The 19726-nt window shown below is 73.7% G+C and carries 22 protein-coding genes; 20 read left to right on the forward strand and 2 right to left on the reverse strand.

Going from position 1 to position 19726, the window contains the following annotated elements:
* Positions 1-81 precede the first annotated feature (81 nt).
* The 9 genes from ACI79Q_RS08355 (at position 82) to ACI79Q_RS08395 (ending at position 8584) form a co-directional block, all read left to right on the forward strand.
* A complete protein-coding gene (locus tag ACI79Q_RS08355) occupies positions 82-957 on the forward strand; it encodes a branched-chain amino acid ABC transporter permease (RefSeq protein ID WP_456591300.1) in 876 nt (291 codons plus the stop codon).
* A complete protein-coding gene (locus tag ACI79Q_RS08360) occupies positions 957-2777 on the forward strand; it encodes a branched-chain amino acid ABC transporter ATP-binding protein/permease (protein ID WP_456614524.1) in 1821 nt (606 codons plus the stop codon). Before ACI79Q_RS08355 ends, ACI79Q_RS08360 begins: the two co-directional genes overlap by 1 nt.
* Positions 2774-3496 (forward strand): ABC transporter ATP-binding protein, encoded by a 723-nt coding sequence (locus ACI79Q_RS08365; RefSeq protein ID WP_456599126.1) that lies wholly within the window; start codon positions 2774-2776, stop codon positions 3494-3496. Before ACI79Q_RS08360 ends, ACI79Q_RS08365 begins: the two co-directional genes overlap by 4 nt.
* A 282-nt stretch (positions 3497-3778) precedes the next feature.
* A complete protein-coding gene (locus ACI79Q_RS08370; protein WP_456588904.1) occupies positions 3779-4138 on the forward strand; it encodes a histidine triad nucleotide-binding protein in 360 nt (119 codons plus the stop codon).
* 61 nt (positions 4139-4199) lie between these two features.
* Positions 4200-5021: an enoyl-CoA hydratase/isomerase family protein gene (locus ACI79Q_RS08375; protein ID WP_456599127.1), complete on the forward strand. Its 822-nt coding sequence runs from the start codon at positions 4200-4202 to the stop codon at positions 5019-5021.
* A gap of 254 nt (positions 5022-5275) precedes the next feature.
* Positions 5276-6298: a PhoH family protein gene (locus ACI79Q_RS08380; protein ID WP_456588906.1), complete on the forward strand. Its 1023-nt coding sequence runs from the start codon at positions 5276-5278 to the stop codon at positions 6296-6298.
* 5 nt (positions 6299-6303) lie between these two features.
* Positions 6304-6807 (forward strand): rRNA maturation RNase YbeY, encoded by a 504-nt coding sequence (ybeY, locus tag ACI79Q_RS08385; RefSeq protein WP_456588907.1) that lies wholly within the window; start codon positions 6304-6306, stop codon positions 6805-6807.
* Entirely contained in the window at positions 6804-8165 is a 1362-nt protein-coding gene (locus ACI79Q_RS08390; protein ID WP_456588908.1) for a hemolysin family protein, read from the forward strand. Before ybeY ends, ACI79Q_RS08390 begins: the two co-directional genes overlap by 4 nt.
* An 86-nt stretch (positions 8166-8251) precedes the next feature.
* Positions 8252-8584: a cytidine deaminase gene (locus ACI79Q_RS08395; RefSeq protein ID WP_456588909.1), complete on the forward strand. Its 333-nt coding sequence runs from the start codon at positions 8252-8254 to the stop codon at positions 8582-8584.
* Here the strand turns inward: ACI79Q_RS08395 and ACI79Q_RS08400 are convergent.
* The gene (locus ACI79Q_RS08400; RefSeq protein WP_456588910.1) at positions 8581-9168 is read right to left on the reverse strand and encodes a hypothetical protein; all 588 of its coding nucleotides are present in this window, start codon (positions 9166-9168) and stop codon (positions 8581-8583) included. The genes ACI79Q_RS08395 and ACI79Q_RS08400 overlap by 4 nt on opposite strands.
* Positions 9169-9297: 129 nt before the next feature.
* On the opposite strand from ACI79Q_RS08400, the gene ACI79Q_RS08405 reads away from it, so the two are divergent.
* The 9 genes from ACI79Q_RS08405 (at position 9298) to ACI79Q_RS08445 (ending at position 16710) form a co-directional block, all read left to right on the forward strand.
* Positions 9298-9498 carry a hypothetical protein gene (locus tag ACI79Q_RS08405; RefSeq protein ID WP_456588911.1) on the forward strand — a complete coding sequence of 67 codons (201 nt, stop codon included), beginning with the start codon at positions 9298-9300 and terminating at the stop codon, positions 9496-9498.
* Positions 9499-9579: 81 nt separating this feature from the next.
* A complete protein-coding gene (era, locus tag ACI79Q_RS08410; RefSeq protein WP_456588912.1) occupies positions 9580-10494 on the forward strand; it encodes a GTPase Era in 915 nt (304 codons plus the stop codon).
* A gap of 2 nt (positions 10495-10496) precedes the next feature.
* The gene (recO, locus tag ACI79Q_RS08415; protein ID WP_456588913.1) at positions 10497-11288 is read left to right on the forward strand and encodes a DNA repair protein RecO; all 792 of its coding nucleotides are present in this window, start codon (positions 10497-10499) and stop codon (positions 11286-11288) included.
* A complete protein-coding gene (locus tag ACI79Q_RS08420; protein WP_456588914.1) occupies positions 11278-12042 on the forward strand; it encodes an isoprenyl transferase in 765 nt (254 codons plus the stop codon). Before recO ends, ACI79Q_RS08420 begins: the two co-directional genes overlap by 11 nt.
* Before the next feature lie 72 nt (positions 12043-12114).
* The gene (locus tag ACI79Q_RS08425; protein ID WP_456614525.1) at positions 12115-12990 is read left to right on the forward strand and encodes a hypothetical protein; all 876 of its coding nucleotides are present in this window, start codon (positions 12115-12117) and stop codon (positions 12988-12990) included.
* Positions 12991-13059: 69 nt separating this feature from the next.
* Positions 13060-13335, forward strand: coding sequence for an antibiotic biosynthesis monooxygenase (locus ACI79Q_RS08430; protein WP_456588916.1), 276 nt, complete (start codon positions 13060-13062; stop codon positions 13333-13335).
* Positions 13336-13358: 23 nt separating this feature from the next.
* Positions 13359-13739: an HNH endonuclease gene (locus ACI79Q_RS08435; protein ID WP_456588917.1), complete on the forward strand. Its 381-nt coding sequence runs from the start codon at positions 13359-13361 to the stop codon at positions 13737-13739.
* A 72-nt stretch (positions 13740-13811) separates the two neighbouring features.
* Positions 13812-15209, forward strand: coding sequence for a glycine--tRNA ligase (locus ACI79Q_RS08440; protein WP_456588918.1), 1398 nt, complete (start codon positions 13812-13814; stop codon positions 15207-15209).
* Positions 15210-15258: 49 nt separating this feature from the next.
* On the forward strand, positions 15259-16710 hold the full coding sequence (locus ACI79Q_RS08445; RefSeq protein WP_456599129.1) for an aldehyde dehydrogenase: 1452 nt from the start codon (positions 15259-15261) through the stop codon (positions 16708-16710).
* Positions 16711-16816: 106 nt separating this feature from the next.
* Here ACI79Q_RS08445 and ACI79Q_RS08450 read toward each other — a convergent pair whose 3' ends face one another.
* Entirely contained in the window at positions 16817-17890 is a 1074-nt protein-coding gene (locus tag ACI79Q_RS08450; RefSeq protein ID WP_456614526.1) for a type IV toxin-antitoxin system AbiEi family antitoxin domain-containing protein, read from the reverse strand.
* A 222-nt stretch (positions 17891-18112) separates the two neighbouring features.
* Here ACI79Q_RS08450 and dusB point away from each other — a divergent pair, with 222 nt between their 5' ends.
* Both dusB and ACI79Q_RS08460 read left to right on the forward strand, forming a co-directional pair.
* Positions 18113-19276, forward strand: coding sequence for a tRNA dihydrouridine synthase DusB (gene dusB / locus ACI79Q_RS08455; protein WP_456614527.1), 1164 nt, complete (start codon positions 18113-18115; stop codon positions 19274-19276).
* On the forward strand, positions 19273-19713 hold the full coding sequence (locus tag ACI79Q_RS08460) for an Rv0361 family membrane protein (RefSeq protein WP_456588922.1): 441 nt from the start codon (positions 19273-19275) through the stop codon (positions 19711-19713). Before dusB ends, ACI79Q_RS08460 begins: the two co-directional genes overlap by 4 nt.
* The last annotated feature ends 13 nt before the right edge of the window (positions 19714-19726 follow it).

Genomic DNA, 19726 nt, shown 5'->3' on the forward strand with positions numbered 1-19726 from the left:
CGGGGCCCGGTCCTCGGACCGGGCCCCGGCGGGCGTGTCGGCTACCGTGCCCGGGCACCCACGACGAGAACAGGCACCTCTGTGCAGCAGCTCCTGAACGGCATCTTCATCGGCTCCATCTACGCGTTGTTCGCCATCGGGTTCACGCTGGTCTTCGGCATCCTCGACCGGCTGAACCTCGCGCACCCCGCGGTCTTCGCGGCCTCCGCCTTCGTCGGCATCGAGCTGGTCGAGCGGGGCGGGCTGTCCCTCTGGGCCGCGCTGCCGATCGTCTTCGTCTTCGGCGCCGTCCTGGGGCTGGTGATCGAGCGGGTGGCGTTCCGGCCGCTCAAGGGCCGCGCCGACGCCCACTTCGCCGGGCTGATCTCCTCGATCGCGCTCGCCGGCATGCTGATCGCGCTGCTGCAGTGGCGCTACGGCCCGGACACCCGCCGATTCCCCCCGGGCTCGTTCCCCGACACCCGGTTCGAGGTGTTCGGCGCCCAGGTGACCCTCGTGCAGGTGGTCATCCTCGCGGTCTCGCTCGCCCTGATGGTGGCGCTGACCTACATGGTCACCCGCACCCGGCTGGGCCGGGGGATGCGCGCGGTCGCCGAGAACCCGACGGCGGCGCGGGTGCTCGGCGTGAACGTCGACCGGGTCACCGCGGTCACCTTCGCGATCTCCTCGGCGCTCGGCGCGGTCGCCGGCGTGCTGTTCGCGATCAACGTGAACACCGCCCAGCTGGGCATGGGCGCGGCCATCGAGCTCAAGGGGCTGGCAGTCATCATCGTCGGCGGCATGGGCTCGCTGCCCGGCGCCCTCATCGGCGGGCTGCTGCTGGGCCTGGCCGAGGTGTTCGCCGTCCAGTACATCGGCTCGTCGTGGGTGAACGTCATCGCCTTCGGCCTGCTGTTCGTGATCCTGCTGCTGCGCCCGCAGGGGCTGCTCGGCGCGCGGAAGGTCCGGGAGGTCTGATGCTGGGCCAGTACGCCACCACGCTCACCTTCATCGCCCTCGGGGCGATCTTCGCCTACTCCTTCTACGCCGTCCTGATCGCCGGGCAGCTGAGCCTCGGCCAGGCGGGCTTCGCCTCCCTGGCGGCGTTCTCCGGTGCCTACCTGTCACCCGCCGGCGCCGACGTCGGCGAGGTCCCCGCGCTGCTGATCGCCGTGGCGATCGGCATGTCCGTCGGCGCGCTCGGCGCCGTCGTCCTGGGCCTGCCGACCATGCACCTGCGCGGGGTCTTCCTGGCGATCGCCACCCTCGGGTTCGCCGAGGCCGTCCGCGTGGTCCTGCTCAACCAGGAGTGGACCGGCGGCGCGCAGGGCCTGGGGGTCCCCCGGGTCCTGACCGTCGGCATGGCCTGGACCGCGCTCGCGCTGGTCGCGTACTGGTTCTGGCGGATGGGGCGCTCGCGCTACGGCCGCGCGCTGGAGGCCATCCGGGAGGACGAGCTGGCCGCCCGCTCCATGGGCATCGACGTGGGGCGCCACCGGCTCGCCGCGTTCGTCACCGCGGGCGCGGTCGCCGGGTTGTACGGCGTCCTCTACGCCTACTACGTCCGGCTCATCGCCCCCAACGACTTCGACTTCACGGCGGCCGTGGAGGGACTGGTCACCGCGGTGGTCGGGGGATCCACGATGTTCCTCGGGCCGCTGCTGGGCAGCGGGTTCCAGACGATCGTCCCCGAGCTCCAGCGGGCGGTCGGCGTGGAGGCCGGCTGGATCCGGCCGTTCCTCGCCAGCCTGCTCCTGCTGGTCGTCATCCTCTTCCTGCCCGGTGGCCTGGCCAGCCTGATCCCGCGCCGGACCCGGATGCCCTCCGGCGGGGTCGACGACGACGCCACCGGTCTCGCCGCCCGTCGCCACCCGACGGCCGGGGATCCGGTGGTCACCCTCGCCGGCCTGGGCAAGGAGTACGGCGGGGTGCACGCCGTCCGGGGCGTGGACCTGGAGATCCGGGCCGGCGAGGTCGTCGGCCTGATCGGCCCCAACGGAGCCGGCAAGACGACGCTGGTGAACATGATCAGCGGGCTGGTCCCACCCAGCTCCGGCAGTGCGACGGTGCTCGGGACGACGATCGGCGCCACGCCGGTGCACCGGATCGCGGCGGCGGGCGTGAGCCGCACGTTCCAGCACTCGAAGCTGTTCAACCGGCTGTCGGCGCTGGAGAACGTGCTGGTCGGGGCTCACCTGGTCAGCCGGCCGACCTTCCTGCGGCGGCTGCTCTGGTTGCCGTCGGCGCGGCGGGACGAGCGGGCCGCGCTGCGCCAGGCGGCCCGCTGCCTGGAGCGCGTCGGGCTCACCGAGCTCGCCGCCAGCCGGGCGGAGGCGCTCTCCTACGGCGACCAGCGCAGGCTCGAGATCGCCCGTGCGCTCGCCTCCGATCCCTCCCTGCTGATCCTCGACGAGCCGGCCGCGGGGATGAACCGCGTCGAGGCGGAGCGGCTGTCCGAGCTGATCCGGTCGCTGGCGCGGGACGGGCTGACCATCCTGTTCATCGAGCACAACGTCGGCATGGTCCTGAAGACCTGCACCCGGGTCGTGGTCCTCAACTTCGGCGAGGTGATCGCCAGCGGCGCGCCGGACCAGGTCGCGGCCGACCCGGTGGTCATCGAGGCATACCTGGGCTCGGCCGGGGACGACGACGGTGGTGGCTCGATCGCCGATGGCACCCAGGTGGACCCGACCGCGGCCGGCGACGACGCCGTGCCACCGGACGCCGTCGCCAACGTGCGACCAGGTGCCGCCGGCACCCTGGACACGCCCGACACCACCCCGGGGGATGCGAGATGAGCGATCCGATCCTCACCGTCGAGGACCTGCGGGTGACCTACGGACGGGTCGAGGCCGTCCGGGGCGTCAGCTTCCGAGCCGAGCGGGGCTCGCTGGTGACCCTCGTCGGGGCGAACGGGGCGGGCAAGTCCTCGGTCATCAACGCCGTCTCCGGCATGCTGCGGCCGGCAGGTGGGCGGATCACGTTCGAGGGCCAGGACATCACCCGCACCCCGGCGCACAAGCTGGTGGGGCGGGGCCTCGTGCAGGTGCCCGAGGGCCGGCAGATCCTCGCCACGCTCACCATCGAGGAGAACCTCCAGATGGGCACGTGGCACTCCGGGGCCAGCGGCGCGCGCTCCGTCGACGCGATGTACGACCGGTTCCCGGTGCTGGCCGAGCGCCGGGCGCTGCCGGCCGGAGCGCTCTCCGGCGGCGAGCAGCAGATGCTCGCCATCGCCCGTGCCCTGGTGGCCGGGCCGACGGTCATGCTCATGGACGAGCCGTCGATGGGGCTGGCGCCCAAGATCGTCGACGAGGTCTTCCGCGTGATCGAGGAGATCCGCGCCTCGGGCACCACGGTGGTGCTGGTGGAGCAGAACGCCCGCCGGGCGCTGCGCGCCGCCGACCACGGGTACGTGCTCCAGAGCGGGGAGGTGGTGCACTCCGGGCCGGCCGACGAGCTGCTCGCCGACGAGCGGATCGTGCAGGCGTACCTCGGGGTCGAGAGCGGCGGCTGACGGCCGACGCGCTGGAACGGCCCCCGTGCCGGGTCCCGCCGTGAGCGCAGCGAGTGGTGGGGAGCAGGTGACGTCCTGGAACGGCCCCCGTGCCGGGTCCCGCCGTGAGCGCAGCGAGTGGTGGGGAGCAGGTGACGTCCTGGAACGGCCCCCGTGCCGGGTCCCGCCGCGAGCGCAGCGAGTGGTGGGGAGCAGGTGACGTCCTGGAACGGCCCCCGTGCCGGGTCCCGCCGCGAGCGCAGCGAGTGGTGGTGAGCACGGGGGTCCTCCTAGGGTCGGGGCGTGACCGACTGCCTGTTCTGCCGCATGGTCGCCGGCGAGATCCCCGCCGACGTCGTCCACGAGACCGACCGGGTGCTCGCCTTCCGCGACATCAACCCGCAGGCCCCGACCCACGTGCTCGTCATCCCCAAGGAGCACCACGCGACCGTCGGTGCTCTGGTGACGGCCGACCCGGCCCTGCTCGGCGAGGTGGTCGCCGGGGCGCACGCGGTGGCCACCCGGGAGGGCCTGGTGACCGACGGCGGTGCCGCACCCGGCTACCGCCTCGTCACCAACACCGGTCCGCAGGCCGGGCAGAGCGTCCACCACGTCCACCTGCACGTCCTGGGTGGCCGCGACCTCGGCTGGCCGCCCGGCTGAGCAGCCGCCCTCCCGGACGGCCGTCGCTGCGGCCCGCGGGGTGGGCTGAGAGGGTGAGGGCATGGCCGATCCCACCGCACCCCTCCGCGTCGAGCGCGACGGTGACGTCGCCGTCGTCGTCCTGGACAACCCGCCGCTGAACCTGTTCGACGCCGCGACCTTCGACGCGATGGAGACGGTGGCGGGCGAGCTGGTCGCGCTGACCGATCCGTCCCGGGCCGACCGGGCCCGTGCGGTGCTGGTCGAGGCGCGCGGCAAGGTCGTCTCGGGCGGGGTGGACGTCACCTATTTCCGCGACATCGCCGAGGGGCCGGAGCCGGCGGAGCGCGGCGGTGAGCTGTGGGCCCGGCTGCTGCGCGTGGCCAACGCGTTCGAGGACCTGCCGGTGCCCACCGTGTTCGCCGCCCACGGGCTCTGCCTGACCGCGGCCTTCGAGCTGGCGCTCTCCTGCGACATCCTGCTGGCGGCGGAGAAGGCGTCGTTCGGGCTCGTGGAGATCGTCGTCGGGCTCACCCCGTCGATGGGCGGCCCGCAGCGGCTGGCCGAGCGGGCGGGGCCGGCCCGGGCCAAGGAGCTGATCTACACGGGGGAGCGCTACCCGGCCGCCGTCCTGGAGCGCTGGAACGTCGTCAACCGGGTGCTGCCCGACGAGGGCTTCGCCGAGGCGGCGCGGGAGTACGCCCGCCGCGTCGCGGCCGGCCCCACCGTGGCGCACGCGGCGACCAAGCGGCTGGCCACCGTCGCCGTCCGCGAGGGCGCCCGCGCCGCCGACGCCCTGGTGCCGGAGATCTCCGGTCCGCTCTTCGCCACCGAGGACCTCCGCGGCGCCGTCGCCTCGTTCCTCACCGAGGGCCCGGGCAAGGCGACCTACCGGGGGCGCTGACCCCTTCGGGCGAGCCGGGGTTCGGGGGTCCGGGCGCGGGTAGAGTCGAACGGTCACCAGTGCGGGTCCCCCCGCACTTCGCCGTCGCAGGAAGGCAGGGTCGAGGGTTCTTGCCCGACACCTCCCCGAACGTCCCCGTGCCAAGTGCTCCCACGTCGCGTGAGGCCTCGGCGCAGGCCGCCACGGCGGACGGCACGCTCGTCGCTCCGTCCGCCGCGCCCGCCGGTACGCCGGCAGGCGCCGTCCCCCCGCCCGTGCGGGCCACCATCGCCGTGCCCGACGGCGTGTCCATGGTCTCCCTGCTCGGCTCGGGCGACGAGCTGCTCCGGCTCGTGGAGGCAGAGCTCGCCGCCGACGTGCACGTGCGCGGCAACGAGATCGCCGTCACCGGGCAGCCGGCCGACAACGCCTTCGCCGTCCGGGTCTTTGACGAGCTGATCGCCCTGCTCGGCACGGGCCAGGTGCTCCGGCCCGACTCGGTGCGCCGGGTCATCGGCATGCTCAAGGCCGGCGGCGCCGAGCGCCCCGCCGACGTGCTGAGCCTGGACATCATCAGCCGGCGCGGCCGCACCATCCGGCCGAAGACGCTGAACCAGAAGCGCTACGTCGACGCGATCGACGAGCACACGATCGTCTTCGGCATCGGCCCGGCGGGTACCGGCAAGACCTACCTGGCGATGGCCAAGGCGGTGCAGGCCCTCACGACCAAGCAGGTCAACCGGATCATCCTGACCCGCCCCGCCGTCGAAGCGGGTGAGCGGCTGGGCTACCTGCCCGGCACGCTCTCGGAGAAGATCGACCCCTACCTGCGGCCGCTGTACGACGCGCTGCACGACATGGTCGATCCGGAGTCGATCCCGCGGCTGATGCAGGCGGGCACGATCGAGGTCGCCCCGCTGGCCTACATGCGTGGCCGGACGCTGAACGACGCGTTCGTCATCCTCGACGAGGCGCAGAACACCACCGCCGAGCAGATGAAGATGTTCCTCACCCGGCTCGGCTTCGGTTCCAAGATCGTCGTCACCGGTGACGTCACGCAGGTCGACCTGCCCGGTGGTGCGCAGAGCGGGCTGAAGATCGTCCGCGAGATCCTCGACGGCATCGAGGACGTGCACTTCGCCAACCTGAGCAGCTCCGACGTCGTCCGCCACCGGCTGGTCGGCAACATCGTCGACGCGTACGAGCGCTGGGACGCGACCCGTCAGTCACCCACCAGCCGATCGGCCGCCGGCGCGCCACCGGTCCGCACCTCCCGACCGCGCCGGCAGGGGAGCTGACCGCCGTGCCCGTCGAGGTGTCCAACGAGTCCGAGATCGCCGTGGACGAGGCCGAGCTGGCCGGTGTCTGCCGCTTCGTGCTCGGCGAGATGAAGATCAACCAGATGGCCGAGCTCTCGGTGCTCTGCGTCGACCCCGACTACATGAGCAGCCTGCACGAGCGGTGGATGGGCGAGAAGGGCCCCACCGACGTGCTGGCCTTCCCGATGGACGAGTTCGACGGCGGCCGGCCCGACGACCCCGAGCCGGGGCCCGCGCTGCTCGGCGACATCGTGCTGTGCCCCGCGGTCGCCGTCCGTCAGGCCCGGGCCGCCGGGCACTCGATGGACGACGAGCTGGTGCTGCTGGCCACCCACGGCGTTCTCCACCTGTTGGGCTACGACCACATGGAGCCCGACGAGGAGAAGGAGATGTTCGGCCTCCAGACGAAGCTCATCGACGCCTGGCGGGCGGCCCCCCGTGAGCCGGTGACGGGCGCGCCGACGGGTCAGGAGACCGGTTCCCGATGAGTACCGGCGCGATCACCACCCTGGTGATCGCCATCTGCCTGGTTCCGCTCGCCGGCCTGTTCGGCGCGATGGAGGCGGCTCTCCAGCGGGTCTCCAAGGCCCGCGTCGAGGAGCTGCGCCGGGACGGGGTGAAGCGCGCGGCGGCGCTGGAGGAGATCGTCGCCGAGCGGGCGCGGCACGTCTCGCTGCTCCTGCTGCTGCGGATCGTCTGCGAGATGGTCTCCGCGGTCATCGTGGCGCTGCTCTTCTTCGACCTGTGGGACAGCACGCTGCAGGCGGTCCTGGCCGCCGCAGGGGTCATGACGGTGGTCAGCTACGTGCTCGTCGGCGTCGGGCCGCGCACCCTCGGCCGCCAGCACGCCTACGGGACGGCGCTGGCCTCCGCCGGGGTCGTCCGGCTGCTGGGCCGGGTGCTCGGGCCCGTGGCGAGCCTGCTGATCCTGGTCGGCAACGCGATCACCCCCGGGCGCGGCTTCCGGGACGGCCCGTTCTCCTCGGAGGTCGAGCTGCGCGAGCTGGTCGACATGGCCGAGGAGCGCGGTGTCGTCGAGTCCGGCGAGCGCAACATGATCCACTCGGTGTTCGAGCTGGGCGACACGATCGCCCGCGAGGTCATGGTCCCACGCACCGACGTCGTCTGGATAGAGCGCACCAAGACGGTGCGCCAGGCGCTGGCGCTGGCGCTGCGCAGCGGCTTCAGCCGGATCCCGGTGATCGGCGAGAACGTCGACGACGTGGTCGGCGTGGTCTACCTCAAGGACCTGGTCCGCCGGTCGCAGAACCTGCCGGACCGCAGCGGGCCCAAGGTCGAGGAGCTCATGCGCCCGCCGACGTTCGTGCCGGAGTCCAAGCCGGTCGACGAGCTGCTGCGGGACATGCAGGCGCAGCGCATCCACATCGCGATCGTGGTCGACGAGTACGGCGGGTTCGCCGGCCTGGTCACCATCGAGGACATCCTGGAGGAGATCGTCGGGGAGATCGCCGACGAGCACGACGCCTTCCAGCGGCCGGAGATCGAGCAGCTGGAGGACGGCTCGGCGCGGGTCACCGCCCGGCTGCCGGTGCAGGACCTCGCCCAGGTGTTCCCCGGGGTGGAGCTGCCCGAGGACGACGACGTGGAGACCGTCGGCGGGCTGCTCGCCCGCGAGCTGGGGCGGGTGCCGATCGAGGGGGCGGCGGCCGAGGTCGGGGGACTGCGGCTGGTCGCCGAGAGCACCGGTGGGCGGCGCAACCGCATCGACACCCTGCTGGTCTGCCGGCTGCCCGAGCCGTCGGAGGACGGCGAGGAGGCCGCCGACGAGCAGCAGCCCTCGGGGGCCACCCGGGCGGAACAGCCGGCGGGCGTGGTGGAAGGCTGAGGAAGGACCCTCCCACCCCCCACTGCTCGCAGGCTCGCACCGGGCGCCTGTGAGAGGGCTGGACCGACCGGTAGGAGACTGATTCGGTGGCTGATCTGCACCCCGAGGACGCGAAGCTCGTCACGCTCGCCCGGTCGGCGCGGGCGCGCGCCGGTGCGACCGAGGGCGCCGCGGTGCGCGACACCGACGGCCGAACCTACGTCGCGGCGAGCGTGGCGCTGCCCTCCCTGACCCTCACCGCGCTCCAGGCCGCCGTCGCGGCCGCCGTCTCCAGCGGGGTCGAGGGGCTGGAGGCCGCCGTCGTCGTCTCCGCGGCCGAGGCCGTGGAGCCGGCCGGGCTGGCCGCCGTCCGCGACCTCGCCGCCGGCGCCCCCGTGCACCTGGCCGGCCCCGACGGCATCCTGCGCAGCTCGGTCTAGCGGGTCAGCGGGATCCCGAGCGCGTCGGCGAACGCCGCCGGGTCGCGCACCCACAGGGTGAGCGCCTGCTCGCCGTCGTCGCCCAGGTACCGGACGGCGATCCGGTTGCGCCCCGGCCACCACCCGCCGCGCTTCTCCGGCCGGGGCCAGTCCGCCGGAGCGGGGCCGACGCGTACCTCCTGCACCAGCGCGGACGGGACGACGGCTTCCGGATCGGTGCGGCTCCCGGCCACGTCGAACGACAGCCCGTGGTCGGAGACGGTCACCCGGCGGGTGTTCAGCAGGTACACCGCCAGGCCGGCGAGGAGCGCCAGCGGCAGCTCCTCGCGGACGGCCGGCCAGCCGCCGACCCAGCCGAACAGGCCGAGCCACAGGACGACGACGAGCACGGCGGCACCGGCCGCGAACGGACCTCCGGGCCGGTACTGCCAGTAGCGCAGCGGCGCGGGGACGACGGTCGCCGAGCGCTTCGGGCCCCAGCCGGCCACGAACCGGTGGCCGCGCACCTGCTCGACGTGCAGCCGCCGGGCGCGGTCCGCCGCCGCCCGGGGTGGGCGCGACCGGTTCCGCTGACGTCCTGGCACGCCCCCGATCATCCCAGCCGGCCGATCGTGCGCGTCCGCGGTGTGCCGGCCGGACGCTGGCAGGTTTCTTGCGCACGCAGTCGTTCCCGCCGCTTCCGCCGCGGGCGGGGAGCGCCGAGGGTCGACGGTGTGGCGACGCTGCTCTTCCTGCTCCTGCTGGTGCTCGTCCTGCGGTCGCTGGGGCGGCCGGCGGGCGGGGACCGCCGGGAGCCGGCGGACTCCTGGTCCGCGGCGGGCCGGCGGCTGGCCGGGGACGTCCTGGCGGGCGTGCGCGTCCTCGGCCGGCTCGACGCCGCCCGCCGCGACCGGATCGGCCGCCCCTGGTCCTGACGGGGCATCCCGGGGATCGCGGCGCCACGCGTCGGACTCCGCCGCGCGGCGTTGTCGGTCGCCGGTGGGAGACTTGCCCGCGTGACCGACCCTGACCAGCCGTACCGCAGTGGCTTCGTCGCGCTGGTCGGGCGTCCCAACGCCGGCAAGACCACGCTGACCAACGCGATGGTCGGCGAGAAGGTCGGCATCGTCAGCAACCGCCCGCAGACCACCCGGCACGCCATCCGCGGCGTCGTCCACCGGCCCGGCGGCCAGGTCGTGCTGGTCGACACCCCGGGCCTGCACAAGCCCAAGAGCCTGCTCGGCCGCCGGCTCAACGACGTCGTCCGCGACACCCTCTCCGACGTCGACGTGGTCGTCTTCTGCGTCCCGGCCGACCAGCCCGTCGGCACCGGGGACCGGTTCATCGCCCGCCAGCTGCAGGAGGTGAAGGCCCCGATCGTGCTCGTGGTGACGAAGACCGACGCCACGGGCAAGAAGCAGGTCGCCGAGCAGCTCATGGCGGCCAGCCAGCTGGTCGAGGCCGCCGAGGTGGTGCCCGTGAGCGCGGTGAAGGGCGAACAGGTCGAGCTCCTGGAGGACCTGCTGATCGGACTGCTGCCCGAGGGGCCGCCGCTGTACCCGGAGGAGCAGACCACCGACGAGGACACCGAGCGCCAGCTGGCCGAGCTGGTCCGGGAAGCCGCGCTGGAGAAGGTGTTCCAGGAGGTGCCGCACTCCCTGGCGGTGACGATCGAGGAGCTGCACCGCCGCCCCGACCCGAAGTCCCCCGGGCGCGAGCTGGTCGAGGTGCACGCTCTGCTGCACTGCGAGCGGCCCAGCCAGAAGCCCATGCTGCTGGGCAAGGGTGGCTCGATCATCAAGGCGATCGGCACCGAGGCCCGCCAGGGCATGGAGACGCTGCTGGACGCCCGCGTGCACCTGGAGCTGCACGTCACCGTCCTCGGGGAGTGGCAGGACGACCCGAAGAAGCTCAACCGGCTGGGGTACTGAGCATGAGCGCGCACACCCCGAAGGCGCTCTACCGGGACGAGGGCATCGTCCTGCGCACCCAGAAGCTGGGTGAGGCCGACCGGATCGTCACCGTGCTCACCCGCCGGCACGGCAAGGTGCGGGCGGTGGCCAAGGGCGTGCGCCGCACCAAGAGCAAGTTCGGTGCCCGCCTCGAGCCGTTCACCCACGTCGACCTGCAGCTCTACACCGGCCGCAACCTCGACATCGTCAGCCAGGCCGAGTCGATCCGGTCCTACGGCCAGGAGGTCGTGGCCGACTACCCGGCCTATACCGCCGGCACCGCCGTCCTGGAGACGGCCGACCGGCTCACCGCGGAGGAGAAGGAGCCCTCGCTGCGGCTGTTCCTGCTGGTGGTGGGCGCGCTGCGGGCGCTGGGGGAGCGGGCGCACCCCGCGCCGCTGGTGCTCGACGCGTTCCTGCTGCGGGCGATGTCGGTGGCCGGGTGGGAGCCCGCGCTCGCGGAGTGCGCCCGCTGCGGCGAGGCCGGACCGCACCGGCACTTCTCGGTGCCCGCCGGCGGCACCGTCTGCCCGGCCTGCCGGCCCACCGGCTCGGCGATGCCCAGCCCGGTCACCATCGAGCTGCTCGACGCGCTGCTCACCGGCGACTGGACCCGGGCCGAGGCCAGCCAGGGCATCAACCGGCGGGAGGGCAGCGGGCTGGTCGCCGCGCTGCTGCAGTGGCACCTGGAGCGCGGGCTGCGCTCGCTGCCGTTGGTGGACCGGACCGAGTCGGCGCCCCGCCGGGAGATGAGCCTGCTGCATGAGGCGTGAGGTGAAGGCGCCGAATCCGCACCCGTCCGGCGCGCGCCCGCCGCAGCTGCCGAAGGACAAGGTCCCGCGGCACATCGCACTCGTCATGGACGGCAACGGCCGGTGGGCCAAGCAGCGCGGGCTGCCCCGCACCGCCGGGCACGAGGCGGGGGAGTCCTCGCTCTTCGACTGCGTGGAGGGCGCGATCGAGCTGGGGGTGAAGGCGATCAGCGCCTACGCCTTCTCCACCGAGAACTGGCGGCGCAGCCCCGAGGAGGTCCGCTTCCTCATGGGCTTCAACCGCGACGTGATCCGCCGGCGCCGCGACGAGATGCACGAGCTCGGGGTGCGGGTGCGCTGGGCGGGGCGGCGTCCGCGGCTGTGGCGCAGCGTCATCAAGGAGCTCGAGATCGCCGAGGAGCTCACGCAGGACAACGACGTCCTGACCCTGACCATGTGCGTCAACTACGGCGGCCGCGCCGAGATCGCCGACGCCGCCGCGGCGATCGGCCGCGAGGTCGCGGCCGGGCGGCTCAACCCCGACAAGATCGACGAGTCCACCGTCGCCCGGTTCCTCGACGAGCCGGACATGGAGGACGTCGACCTGTTCGTGCGCAGCTCGGGGGAGAACCGCACCAGCAACTTCCTGCTGTGGCAGTCGGCCTACGCCGAGTTCGTCTTCCTCGACACGCTGTGGCCCGACTTCGACCGCCGGCACCTGTGGGCCGCGTGCGAGGAGTTCGCCTCCCGGCAGCGCCGATTCGGTTCCGCCTGACGCCATGCGGCCGTACCGTTTCCGCTCAGCCGGGCAGCCCGCCGGCCGCGGCGCCGAGCGGAAGCGGAGACGATGACCCACCCCTCGACCGGTGACCAGCCCGCCGGCCCACCCGACCCGGCCGGCCGGCCGGGACACGGTCCGGCCGACGGCTCCGGGGCGACGGCCTGGACGCCGCCGACCGGGCCCTTCCCGGCCGCTCCGGTGCCGGGCGAGAGCGGCGGGTGGCCGCCGCCCTACGGGCACCAGCCCCCGGGCCAGCATCCGCCCCCGGGCCAGCAGCACTGGCACGGCGGGCCACCACCGTCCGGACCACCGCCCTACGGCCCGCCCCCGTACGGCGGGCCCGGCGTGCCGCCGGCCGACCGCCCGCGGAAGCGCACGCTGCTCCCGTGGCTGATCGGTGCCGCGGTGCTGCTGATCGCCGGTCTCGGCTTCCTGCTGGTCGTCCTGCTGCGCGGGGACGACGCCGAACGGCGCAGCGCCGAGCAGCCGGCGGGCGGGACCAGCGGGCCTGCCACGCAGCCGAGCCGGTCCCCGTCGGCGCCCCTCGGCGGAACGGGTCAGCTGCCCGGGGGCGCGCGGGGAGCCGAGCCCGTTCCCGGGCAGGAGGGCCGGTACGCCGGCTCGGGCGACGTCGCCCTCGCCTGGGTGGAGGCGATGGGCCAGGGCGACTTCCGGAACGCGTTCGACCTCTCCTGCGTGGAGGTCCAGGAGGGGGCGGTCGACGCCGCGGCCGGTGGTGACCCGGCGCAGGTGCTGGGTGACTACTTCTACAGCGTCACCCTCGGCGGCCAGGGCTTCACCAGCGGGACCTTCGACGGGGTCGAGCACCAGGAAGAGTCCGCCACCGACCTGGCCTCGTTCACCCTGGAGCTCGACGACGGCGCACCCTTCCTGCTGCTGGTCCACGTCGGCGCCGACGGGACGGTCTGCGACTTCCGCTGACCGGCGGGGTGCCTACCCGGCGGGACGATGACGGAGGATGCCGGGCGTGGACCGGACGGGGGAGCGCGCATGTTCGCGGTGACACGGCTGCGGGTGGCCGCGGACGAGGCGGGCGCGCTCGCCGACGCGGTGGCCGGGCTGCTGGCGGCGCTCGCGGCCCGGCCCGGCTTCCGCGGCGGCGAGCTGGGCCGGGCCGCCGACGACCCGACCCTCTGGGCGCTGGTGACCCGCTGGGACGGGGTCGGCGCCTACCGGCGGGGTCTCTCCGCGGCCGAGGTCAAGGTCGCCGGAGCGCCGGTCTGGGTGCACGCCCTCGACGAGCCGGGCGCCTACCTCACCGACTGACGGGCAGCGCCTACGGTTCGGCCGTGGTCAGCCGCACCCGCACCGCCCGGTACGCCCGTCGGCGCAAGCGCCGCATGGACGCCGTCGAGCACGACCTCACCGATGCCCAGTGGGCTGCGCTGTCGCACGCCTGGGGCGGGTGCGCGTACTGCGGAGCCGCCGGGCCCCTGCAGCGCGACTGCGTGCTCCCGATCTCTCGGGGCGGGCGGTACACGTTCGGCAACGTCGTCCCGGCCTGCGGCCCCTGCAACGCCAGCAAGTGCAACGACGAGGTCACCGGCTGGCTGCGGCGCAAGCGACTGGACGAGCGGGCCTTCCTCGTGCGGCACGCCGAGATCCGGGCCTCGCTCACGCTGCTGTTCTGCCCGGAGACGCCCGGGCGACCGGATGCGGCCACCGACTGAGAGCGCCGCACGACCGGCCAACTACCGTGGGCAGGTCAACCGCCGACCGCCAGCCGGATGGAGCCTCTCCGCGTGAGCACCGCCAAGCACGACGCCGCCCGCCTCGACAAGGTCGTCAACCTCTGCAAGCGACGGGGCTTCGTGTTCCCGTCCGGGGAGATCTACGGCGGCACGCGCTCCGCCTGGGACTACGGCCCGCTGGGCGTCGAGCTCAAGGAGAACATCAAGCGCCAGTGGTGGCGCACCGTCGTGCAGAGCCGCGACGACATCGTCGGCCTGGACTCCTCGGTGATCCTGCCGCGCCAGACGTGGGTCGCCTCCGGCCACGTCGGGGTCTTCACCGACCCGCTGACCGAGTGCCAGAGCTGCCACAAGCGGTTCCGCGCCGACCACCTCGAGGAGGAGTTCGAGGCGAAGAAGGGCCGGCTCCCGGAGAACGGGCTGGCCGACATCGCCTGCCCGAACTGCGGCACGAAGGGCGCGTGGACCGAGCCGCGCGACTTCAACATGATGCTCAAGACCTACCTCGGCCCGGTCGAGGACGAGTCGGGGCTGCACTACCTGCGCCCGGAGACCGCGCAGGGCATCTTCGTGAACTTCGCCAACGTCATGGGCGCCGCGCGCAAGAAGCCCCCGTTCGGCATCGGCCAGATCGGCAAGTCGTTCCGCAACGAGATCACCCCGGGCAACTTCATCTTCCGCACCCGCGAGTTCGAGCAGATGGAGATGGAGTTCTTCGTCGAGCCGGGCACCGACGAGGAGTGGCACCAGTACTGGATCGACGAGCGCACCCGCTGGTACACCGACCTGGGCATCTCCCCGGACAACCTGCGGCACTACGAGCACGCGAAGGAGAAGCTGTCGCACTACTCGAAGCGCACCGTCGACATCGAGTACCGCTTCGGCTTCCAGGGCTCGGAGTGGGGTGAGCTGGAGGGGATCGCGAACCGCACCGACTTCGACCTGTCCACGCACACCCAGCACTCGGGCACCGACCTGTCCTACTTCGACCAGGCCAGCAACACCCGCTGGACGCCGTACGTCATCGAGCCGGCGGCCGGGCTCACCCGCTCGCTCATGGCGTTCCTCGTCGAGGCCTACACCGAGGACGAGGCGCCGAACGCCAAGGGCGGCGTCGACACCCGCACGGTGCTCAAGCTTGACCCGCGCCTGGCGCCGGTGAAGGCCGCCGTCCTGCCGCTGTCGCGCAACGCCGACCTCTCGCCCAAGGCCCGCGACCTGGCCGCTGCGCTGCGGCGGAACTGGAACGTGGACTTCGACGACGCCGGCGCCATCGGCCGTCGGTACCGGCGCCAGGACGAGGTCGGGACGCCGTTCTGCCTCACCGTCGACTTCGACACCCTCGAGGACCAGGCCGTGACCATCCGGGAGCGCGACTCGATGAGCCAGGAGCGCGTCGCGCTGGACCAGGTCGAGTCCTACCTCGCGGCCCGGCTCCCCGGCTGCTGACCGACGCCGGAGGCCCCCTCACCCCGCGACCCAGTAGGAGGAGTTCCCCGTGTTCGAGACCAGCCTGCTCATCGGTGACGAGAAGCGGACGGCCACCAGCGGCCGGACCTTCGACCGCGCCAACCCCGTGAGCGGCGAGGCCGTGACGCGCTCGCCGGCCGCCGGGGTGGAGGACGCCGTCCGGGCCGTCGACGCCGCGGCATCGGCGTTCCAGAAGTGGGCGGCGACGACGCCGGGCGAGCGCCGGCGGCTGCTGCTGAAGGCTGCCGACCTCCTCGAGGTGAACACCGACCGCTTCGTCGAGCGGATGGCCGCCGAGTGCGGCGCGACCGCGGGCTGGGGGCACTTCAACGTCCACCTCGCCGCGGGCATGCTGCGGGAGGCCGCGGGTCTCACCACGCACGTGGGCGGGCAGGTGATCCCCTCGGACGTCCCCGGCAGCCTGAGCATGGGCATCCGCCAGCCGGCGGGCGTGGTGATCGGCATCGCGCCGTGGAACGCGCCGGTCATCCTGTCGACCCGCGCGGTGGCCTTCCCGCTCGCCGCCGGCAACACCGTCGTCCTCAAGTGCTCGGAGCTCTCGCCGGCCACGCACATGCTGCTCGGGGAGATCCTGATCGAGGCCGGCCTCGGCGACGGCGTCGTCAACGTCATCACCGTGGCCCCGGAGGACGCCGCCGAGGTGACCGAGGCGATGGTGGCCCACCCGGCGGTCCGCCGGCTCAACTTCACCGGCTCCACCCGGGTCGGCCGCATCATCGGCGAGGTCTGCGCGCGCCACCTCGTGCCGGCGCTGCTCGAGCTGGGGGGCAAGAACCCGCTCCTGGTCCTCGACGACGCCGACATCGACGCCGCCGTCCAGGGGGCGACCTTCGGCGGCTTCGTCAACCAGGGCCACGTCTGCATGTCGACCGACAAGATCATCGTCGACGAGTCGATCGCCGAGGAGTTCGTCGCGAAGCTGGTCGCCCGGGTGGAGTCGCTGCCGATCGGCGACCCGCGCACGGGCGACGTCGTCCTCGGCTCGGTCATCGGCACGAGCACCGTCGAGCACATCCAGCGACTGGTGGACGACGCCGTCGCCAAGGGCGCGAAGGTCCTGACCAAGGGCGAGCCGCAGGGCACGATCATGCCCGGCGTGGTGCTCGACCACGTCACGCCGGACATGGAGATCTTCCACGAGGAGATCTTCGGCCCGGCCGTCACGATCACCCGGGTCGCGAGCGAGGAGGAGGCGGTCGCCGCGGCCAACGACAGCGCCTACGGGCTGTCGGCCGCCGTCTTCACACGCGACGCCGCACGCGGGTTCCAGGTCGCCCGGCGGATCGAGTCCGGCATCTGCCACATCAACGCGCCCACCGTGCACGACGAGGCGCAGATGCCCTTCGGTGGTGTGAAGGACAGTGGGTACGGGCGGTTCGGTGGGCTCGCCGGCATCGAGGCCTTCACCGAGCTGCGCTGGATCAGCATGCAGGTGGAGCCGCGCGTCTACCCGTTCTGAGCTCGTGTCGTCCCACCGGTGAAGCCGGTCGGCCGTGCGGCGGGTCAACCCGCACGGCCGACCGGTGCGCCGCGCCACGGCGCGGCTTCCGGGGCGCCGGTGCGGCTCAACCCGGTCGGCCGACGCCGTCCTCGACCCGGGCGAGCCATCCGTCGTCCCCAGCGTCGTGACCGCGCGCGCGGCCCGCGGGCCGCGGCACCGCCAGGAACTCCCGCACCTCGGGGCCGGGGACGGCGAGCAGCCGCCGTGCCGACCGGTCCAGTCGTCGACGCCCCCCGTTGAGGTCCTCGTACAAGACTCGGAGGAACCGCACCCCGACCGAGCGGAGCAGATCCTCCCGGCGCTTCTCCTCCCACAGCTCCTGCTCCGCGGTGCGGCCGAACTGCGGTCGGCGGTACTTGATCCGGCCGTCGAACTCCACCGCCACCGCGGCCCCGGGGTACCAGCCGTCGACCACCTTCACCAGCTGACCGTCGACACGCAGCTCCACCTGCGGTACGAACGGCGGCAGCCCGAGCGCGGCGAACGTCAGCCGGCCGCAGGTCTCCAGCCACGACTCAGCCCGGCCGTCGGCGAGGCCCAGCGCGCGGCCGGCACGCGGGATCCCGGGCACGTTCACCTGCCGGTCGATGACGCGGCGCACGTCGTCGTGGGTCGTCAGGCCGCGCAGCAGGGCGGCGTCGACGGCGGCGACGGCGTGGATCTCCGGCCAGGCCCTGGCGACGTCGACCAGCGTGCGTGCCACCGTCGTCACCCGGTAGGCGCCGCGGACGGTGACGTCGTCGTCGGGCAGCGCAGCCCGGGTCATCAGCCAGCCGCGTCCCCGGCGCCAGTGGTGCGGATCGGTCAGGTGCACGGCGACCGGAGCCGGGAACGGGCGGGGCAGCCCCCACACCCAGGCCGCGCTGTCCCGGCTGAGGACGGCGGACGGACGGGCCAGGGCGGTCGTGACGGCCAGCGCCTCCAGGCCCGGTCGACGATCGGTGCGCTCCACCTCGGCGAGGTCCGCGGCGCTGACGAAGACACCGGTGCGCAGTCGCACCCACGCGCCCGTGCGGGTCGCCGTCCCGACTTCGCGCTCGGTCACGCCCCGAGCGGCGAGGTCGGCGGTGGTGAAGATGCCCAGGCGCCGCCGTGCGGGTTCGTCGACGGCGAGCGGGACGTGCAGGTGCGTGGTCACGGGACGACCGTCGGGCAGCCAGCCATTTCCGGGACGCGCCCTGCCCGATCTGTGGGCCGGCGCCGGCCTGGGGACGGCGTGGGGCTCGAGTCGCGCCGCCGACCGTCGACCCGGGTCGTGGCGCGGCTGGACTGGCGACCAGGCGGCTCGAGCCTGCTGGCGGCTCACCCGGCCGGGCGGCGGAGGTCCGAGTGACGGCGGTCGCCGCCTACTCTGGGTACCGTGACCGCCACGCTCGAGCCGACGACGACGGCGCCCCTGCCGCCGCTGCGGCTGGGTGCGCTGACCGTCGACCCCGCCGTCGTCCTCGCGCCCATGGCCGGCATCACCAACCCGGCCTTCCGCACGCTGTGCCGTGAGTTCGGGGCCGGCCTCTACGTCTGCGAGATGATCACCACGCGGGCGCTGGTCGAGCGGAACGACAAGACGCTGCGGATGATCCGCGCGACCGCCGACGAGAAGGACGCCTTCTCCGTCCAGCTGTACGGCGTCGACCCGGCGCCCGTCGGCCGCGCCGTGGAGATGCTCGTCGACGAGGGCGTCGCCGGCACCCGGCCGGCGCACATCGACCTGAACTTCGGCTGCCCGGTGCCGAAGGTGACCCGCAAGGGCGGCGGCTCGGCGCTGCCGTGGCACCGCGTGCTGCTGCGGGACATCGTCCGGGAGGCCGTGCGCGCCGCGAAGGACGTGCCGGTCACCATCAAGACCCGCATCGGCATCGACGCCGACCACGTCACCTACCTCGACGCCGGCCGCATCGCCCAGGACGAGGGCGCCGCGGCGATCACGCTGCACGGCCGGACCGCCGACCAGCTCTACAGCGGCACCGCCGACTGGGCACCGATCGCGCGGCTCGTAGAGGCCGTCGACATCCCGGTGCTCGGCAACGGCGACATCTGGGAGGCCGACGACGCGCTGCGCATGGTCGCCGAGACCGGCTGCGCCGGCGTCGTGATCGGCCGCGGCTGCCTGGGGCGGCCCTGGCTGTTCGGCGACCTCGCCGCCGCCTTCGCGGGGCAGGCGCGGCGAGCGCTGCCGACGTTCCGCGAGGTCGCGGCGATCATGCACCGGCACGCCACGCTGCTGGCCGAGGAGCACGGCGAGCGCCACGGCTGCAGCGACTTCCGCAAGCACGTCGCCTGGTACCTCAAGGGCTTCTCCGTGGGCGGGGACGTGCGCCGGGCGCTGGCGATGGTCAGCAGCCTCGACGAGCTGGCCGGGCTGCTCTCGGGCATCCCCGACCAGCCGTACCCGACCGCCGTCCTCGGTGCGCCGCGCGGCCGGACGAGCACCCCCCGCCCCGTCGCCCTTCCCGAGGGCTGGCTCGCCGACCGGGACGACCCCCGCCCACCCGTGGGCGCAGAACTGGAGACGAGCGGCGGATGACGCAGGGCCCCTTCCTCTACGACGACGACCCCGCGCCGCTGCACACCGGCACGCCGCGCGCCCGGCAGGGCTGGCTGATCGGCGGCCTGGTGGGCACCGTGGTGGTGGCCGTCGGCATGGTCGGCGTCCTGTACCTGGTCCGGGGCGGGCCCGCCGACCAGGCCACCGAGGTCACCGGGGTGTTCCTGGCGGCGCTCGCGAACGGGGACACCGAGACGGCGTACGGGCTGCTGTGCGAGGACGAGCGCGGTCGGCTGGACGGCACCGGCATGGAGGCCGAGTACTCGCGCCCGGGGGACGCCGAGATCGTCGAGGTCGAGGACGACCCGGGCGAGGGCGCCCGGGTGCAGCAGGTGACCGTCCGCTGGGACGACGGCGGATCGGCACAGCTCGCCGTGGTCAACGAGGACGGCCCGCGCATCTGCGGGATCGACTGACCCCGACCGGCGC

Source organism: Blastococcus sp. SYSU DS0828 (assembly GCF_054050975.1).

Bases quoted from the DNA above. Each gene is read 5' to 3' on its own strand.
- ACI79Q_RS08360 (WP_456614524.1), top strand. From the start codon at position 957: ATGCTGGGCCAGTACGCCACCACGCTCACCTTCATCGCCCTCGGGGCG.
- ACI79Q_RS08365 (WP_456599126.1), top strand. From the start codon at position 2,774: ATGAGCGATCCGATCCTCACCGTCGAGGACCTGCGGGTGACCTACGGA.
- ACI79Q_RS08375 (WP_456599127.1), top strand. From the start codon at position 4,200: ATGGCCGATCCCACCGCACCCCTCCGCGTCGAGCGCGACGGTGACGTC.
- ACI79Q_RS08390 (WP_456588908.1), top strand. From the start codon at position 6,804: ATGAGTACCGGCGCGATCACCACCCTGGTGATCGCCATCTGCCTGGTT.
- recO (WP_456588913.1), top strand. From the start codon at position 10,497: ATGAGCGCGCACACCCCGAAGGCGCTCTACCGGGACGAGGGCATCGTC.
- ACI79Q_RS08420 (WP_456588914.1), top strand. From the start codon at position 11,278: ATGAGGCGTGAGGTGAAGGCGCCGAATCCGCACCCGTCCGGCGCGCGC.
- ACI79Q_RS08425 (WP_456614525.1), top strand. From the start codon at position 12,115: ATGACCCACCCCTCGACCGGTGACCAGCCCGCCGGCCCACCCGACCCG.
- ACI79Q_RS08430 (WP_456588916.1), top strand. From the start codon at position 13,060: ATGTTCGCGGTGACACGGCTGCGGGTGGCCGCGGACGAGGCGGGCGCG.
- ACI79Q_RS08460 (WP_456588922.1), top strand. From the start codon at position 19,273: ATGACGCAGGGCCCCTTCCTCTACGACGACGACCCCGCGCCGCTGCAC.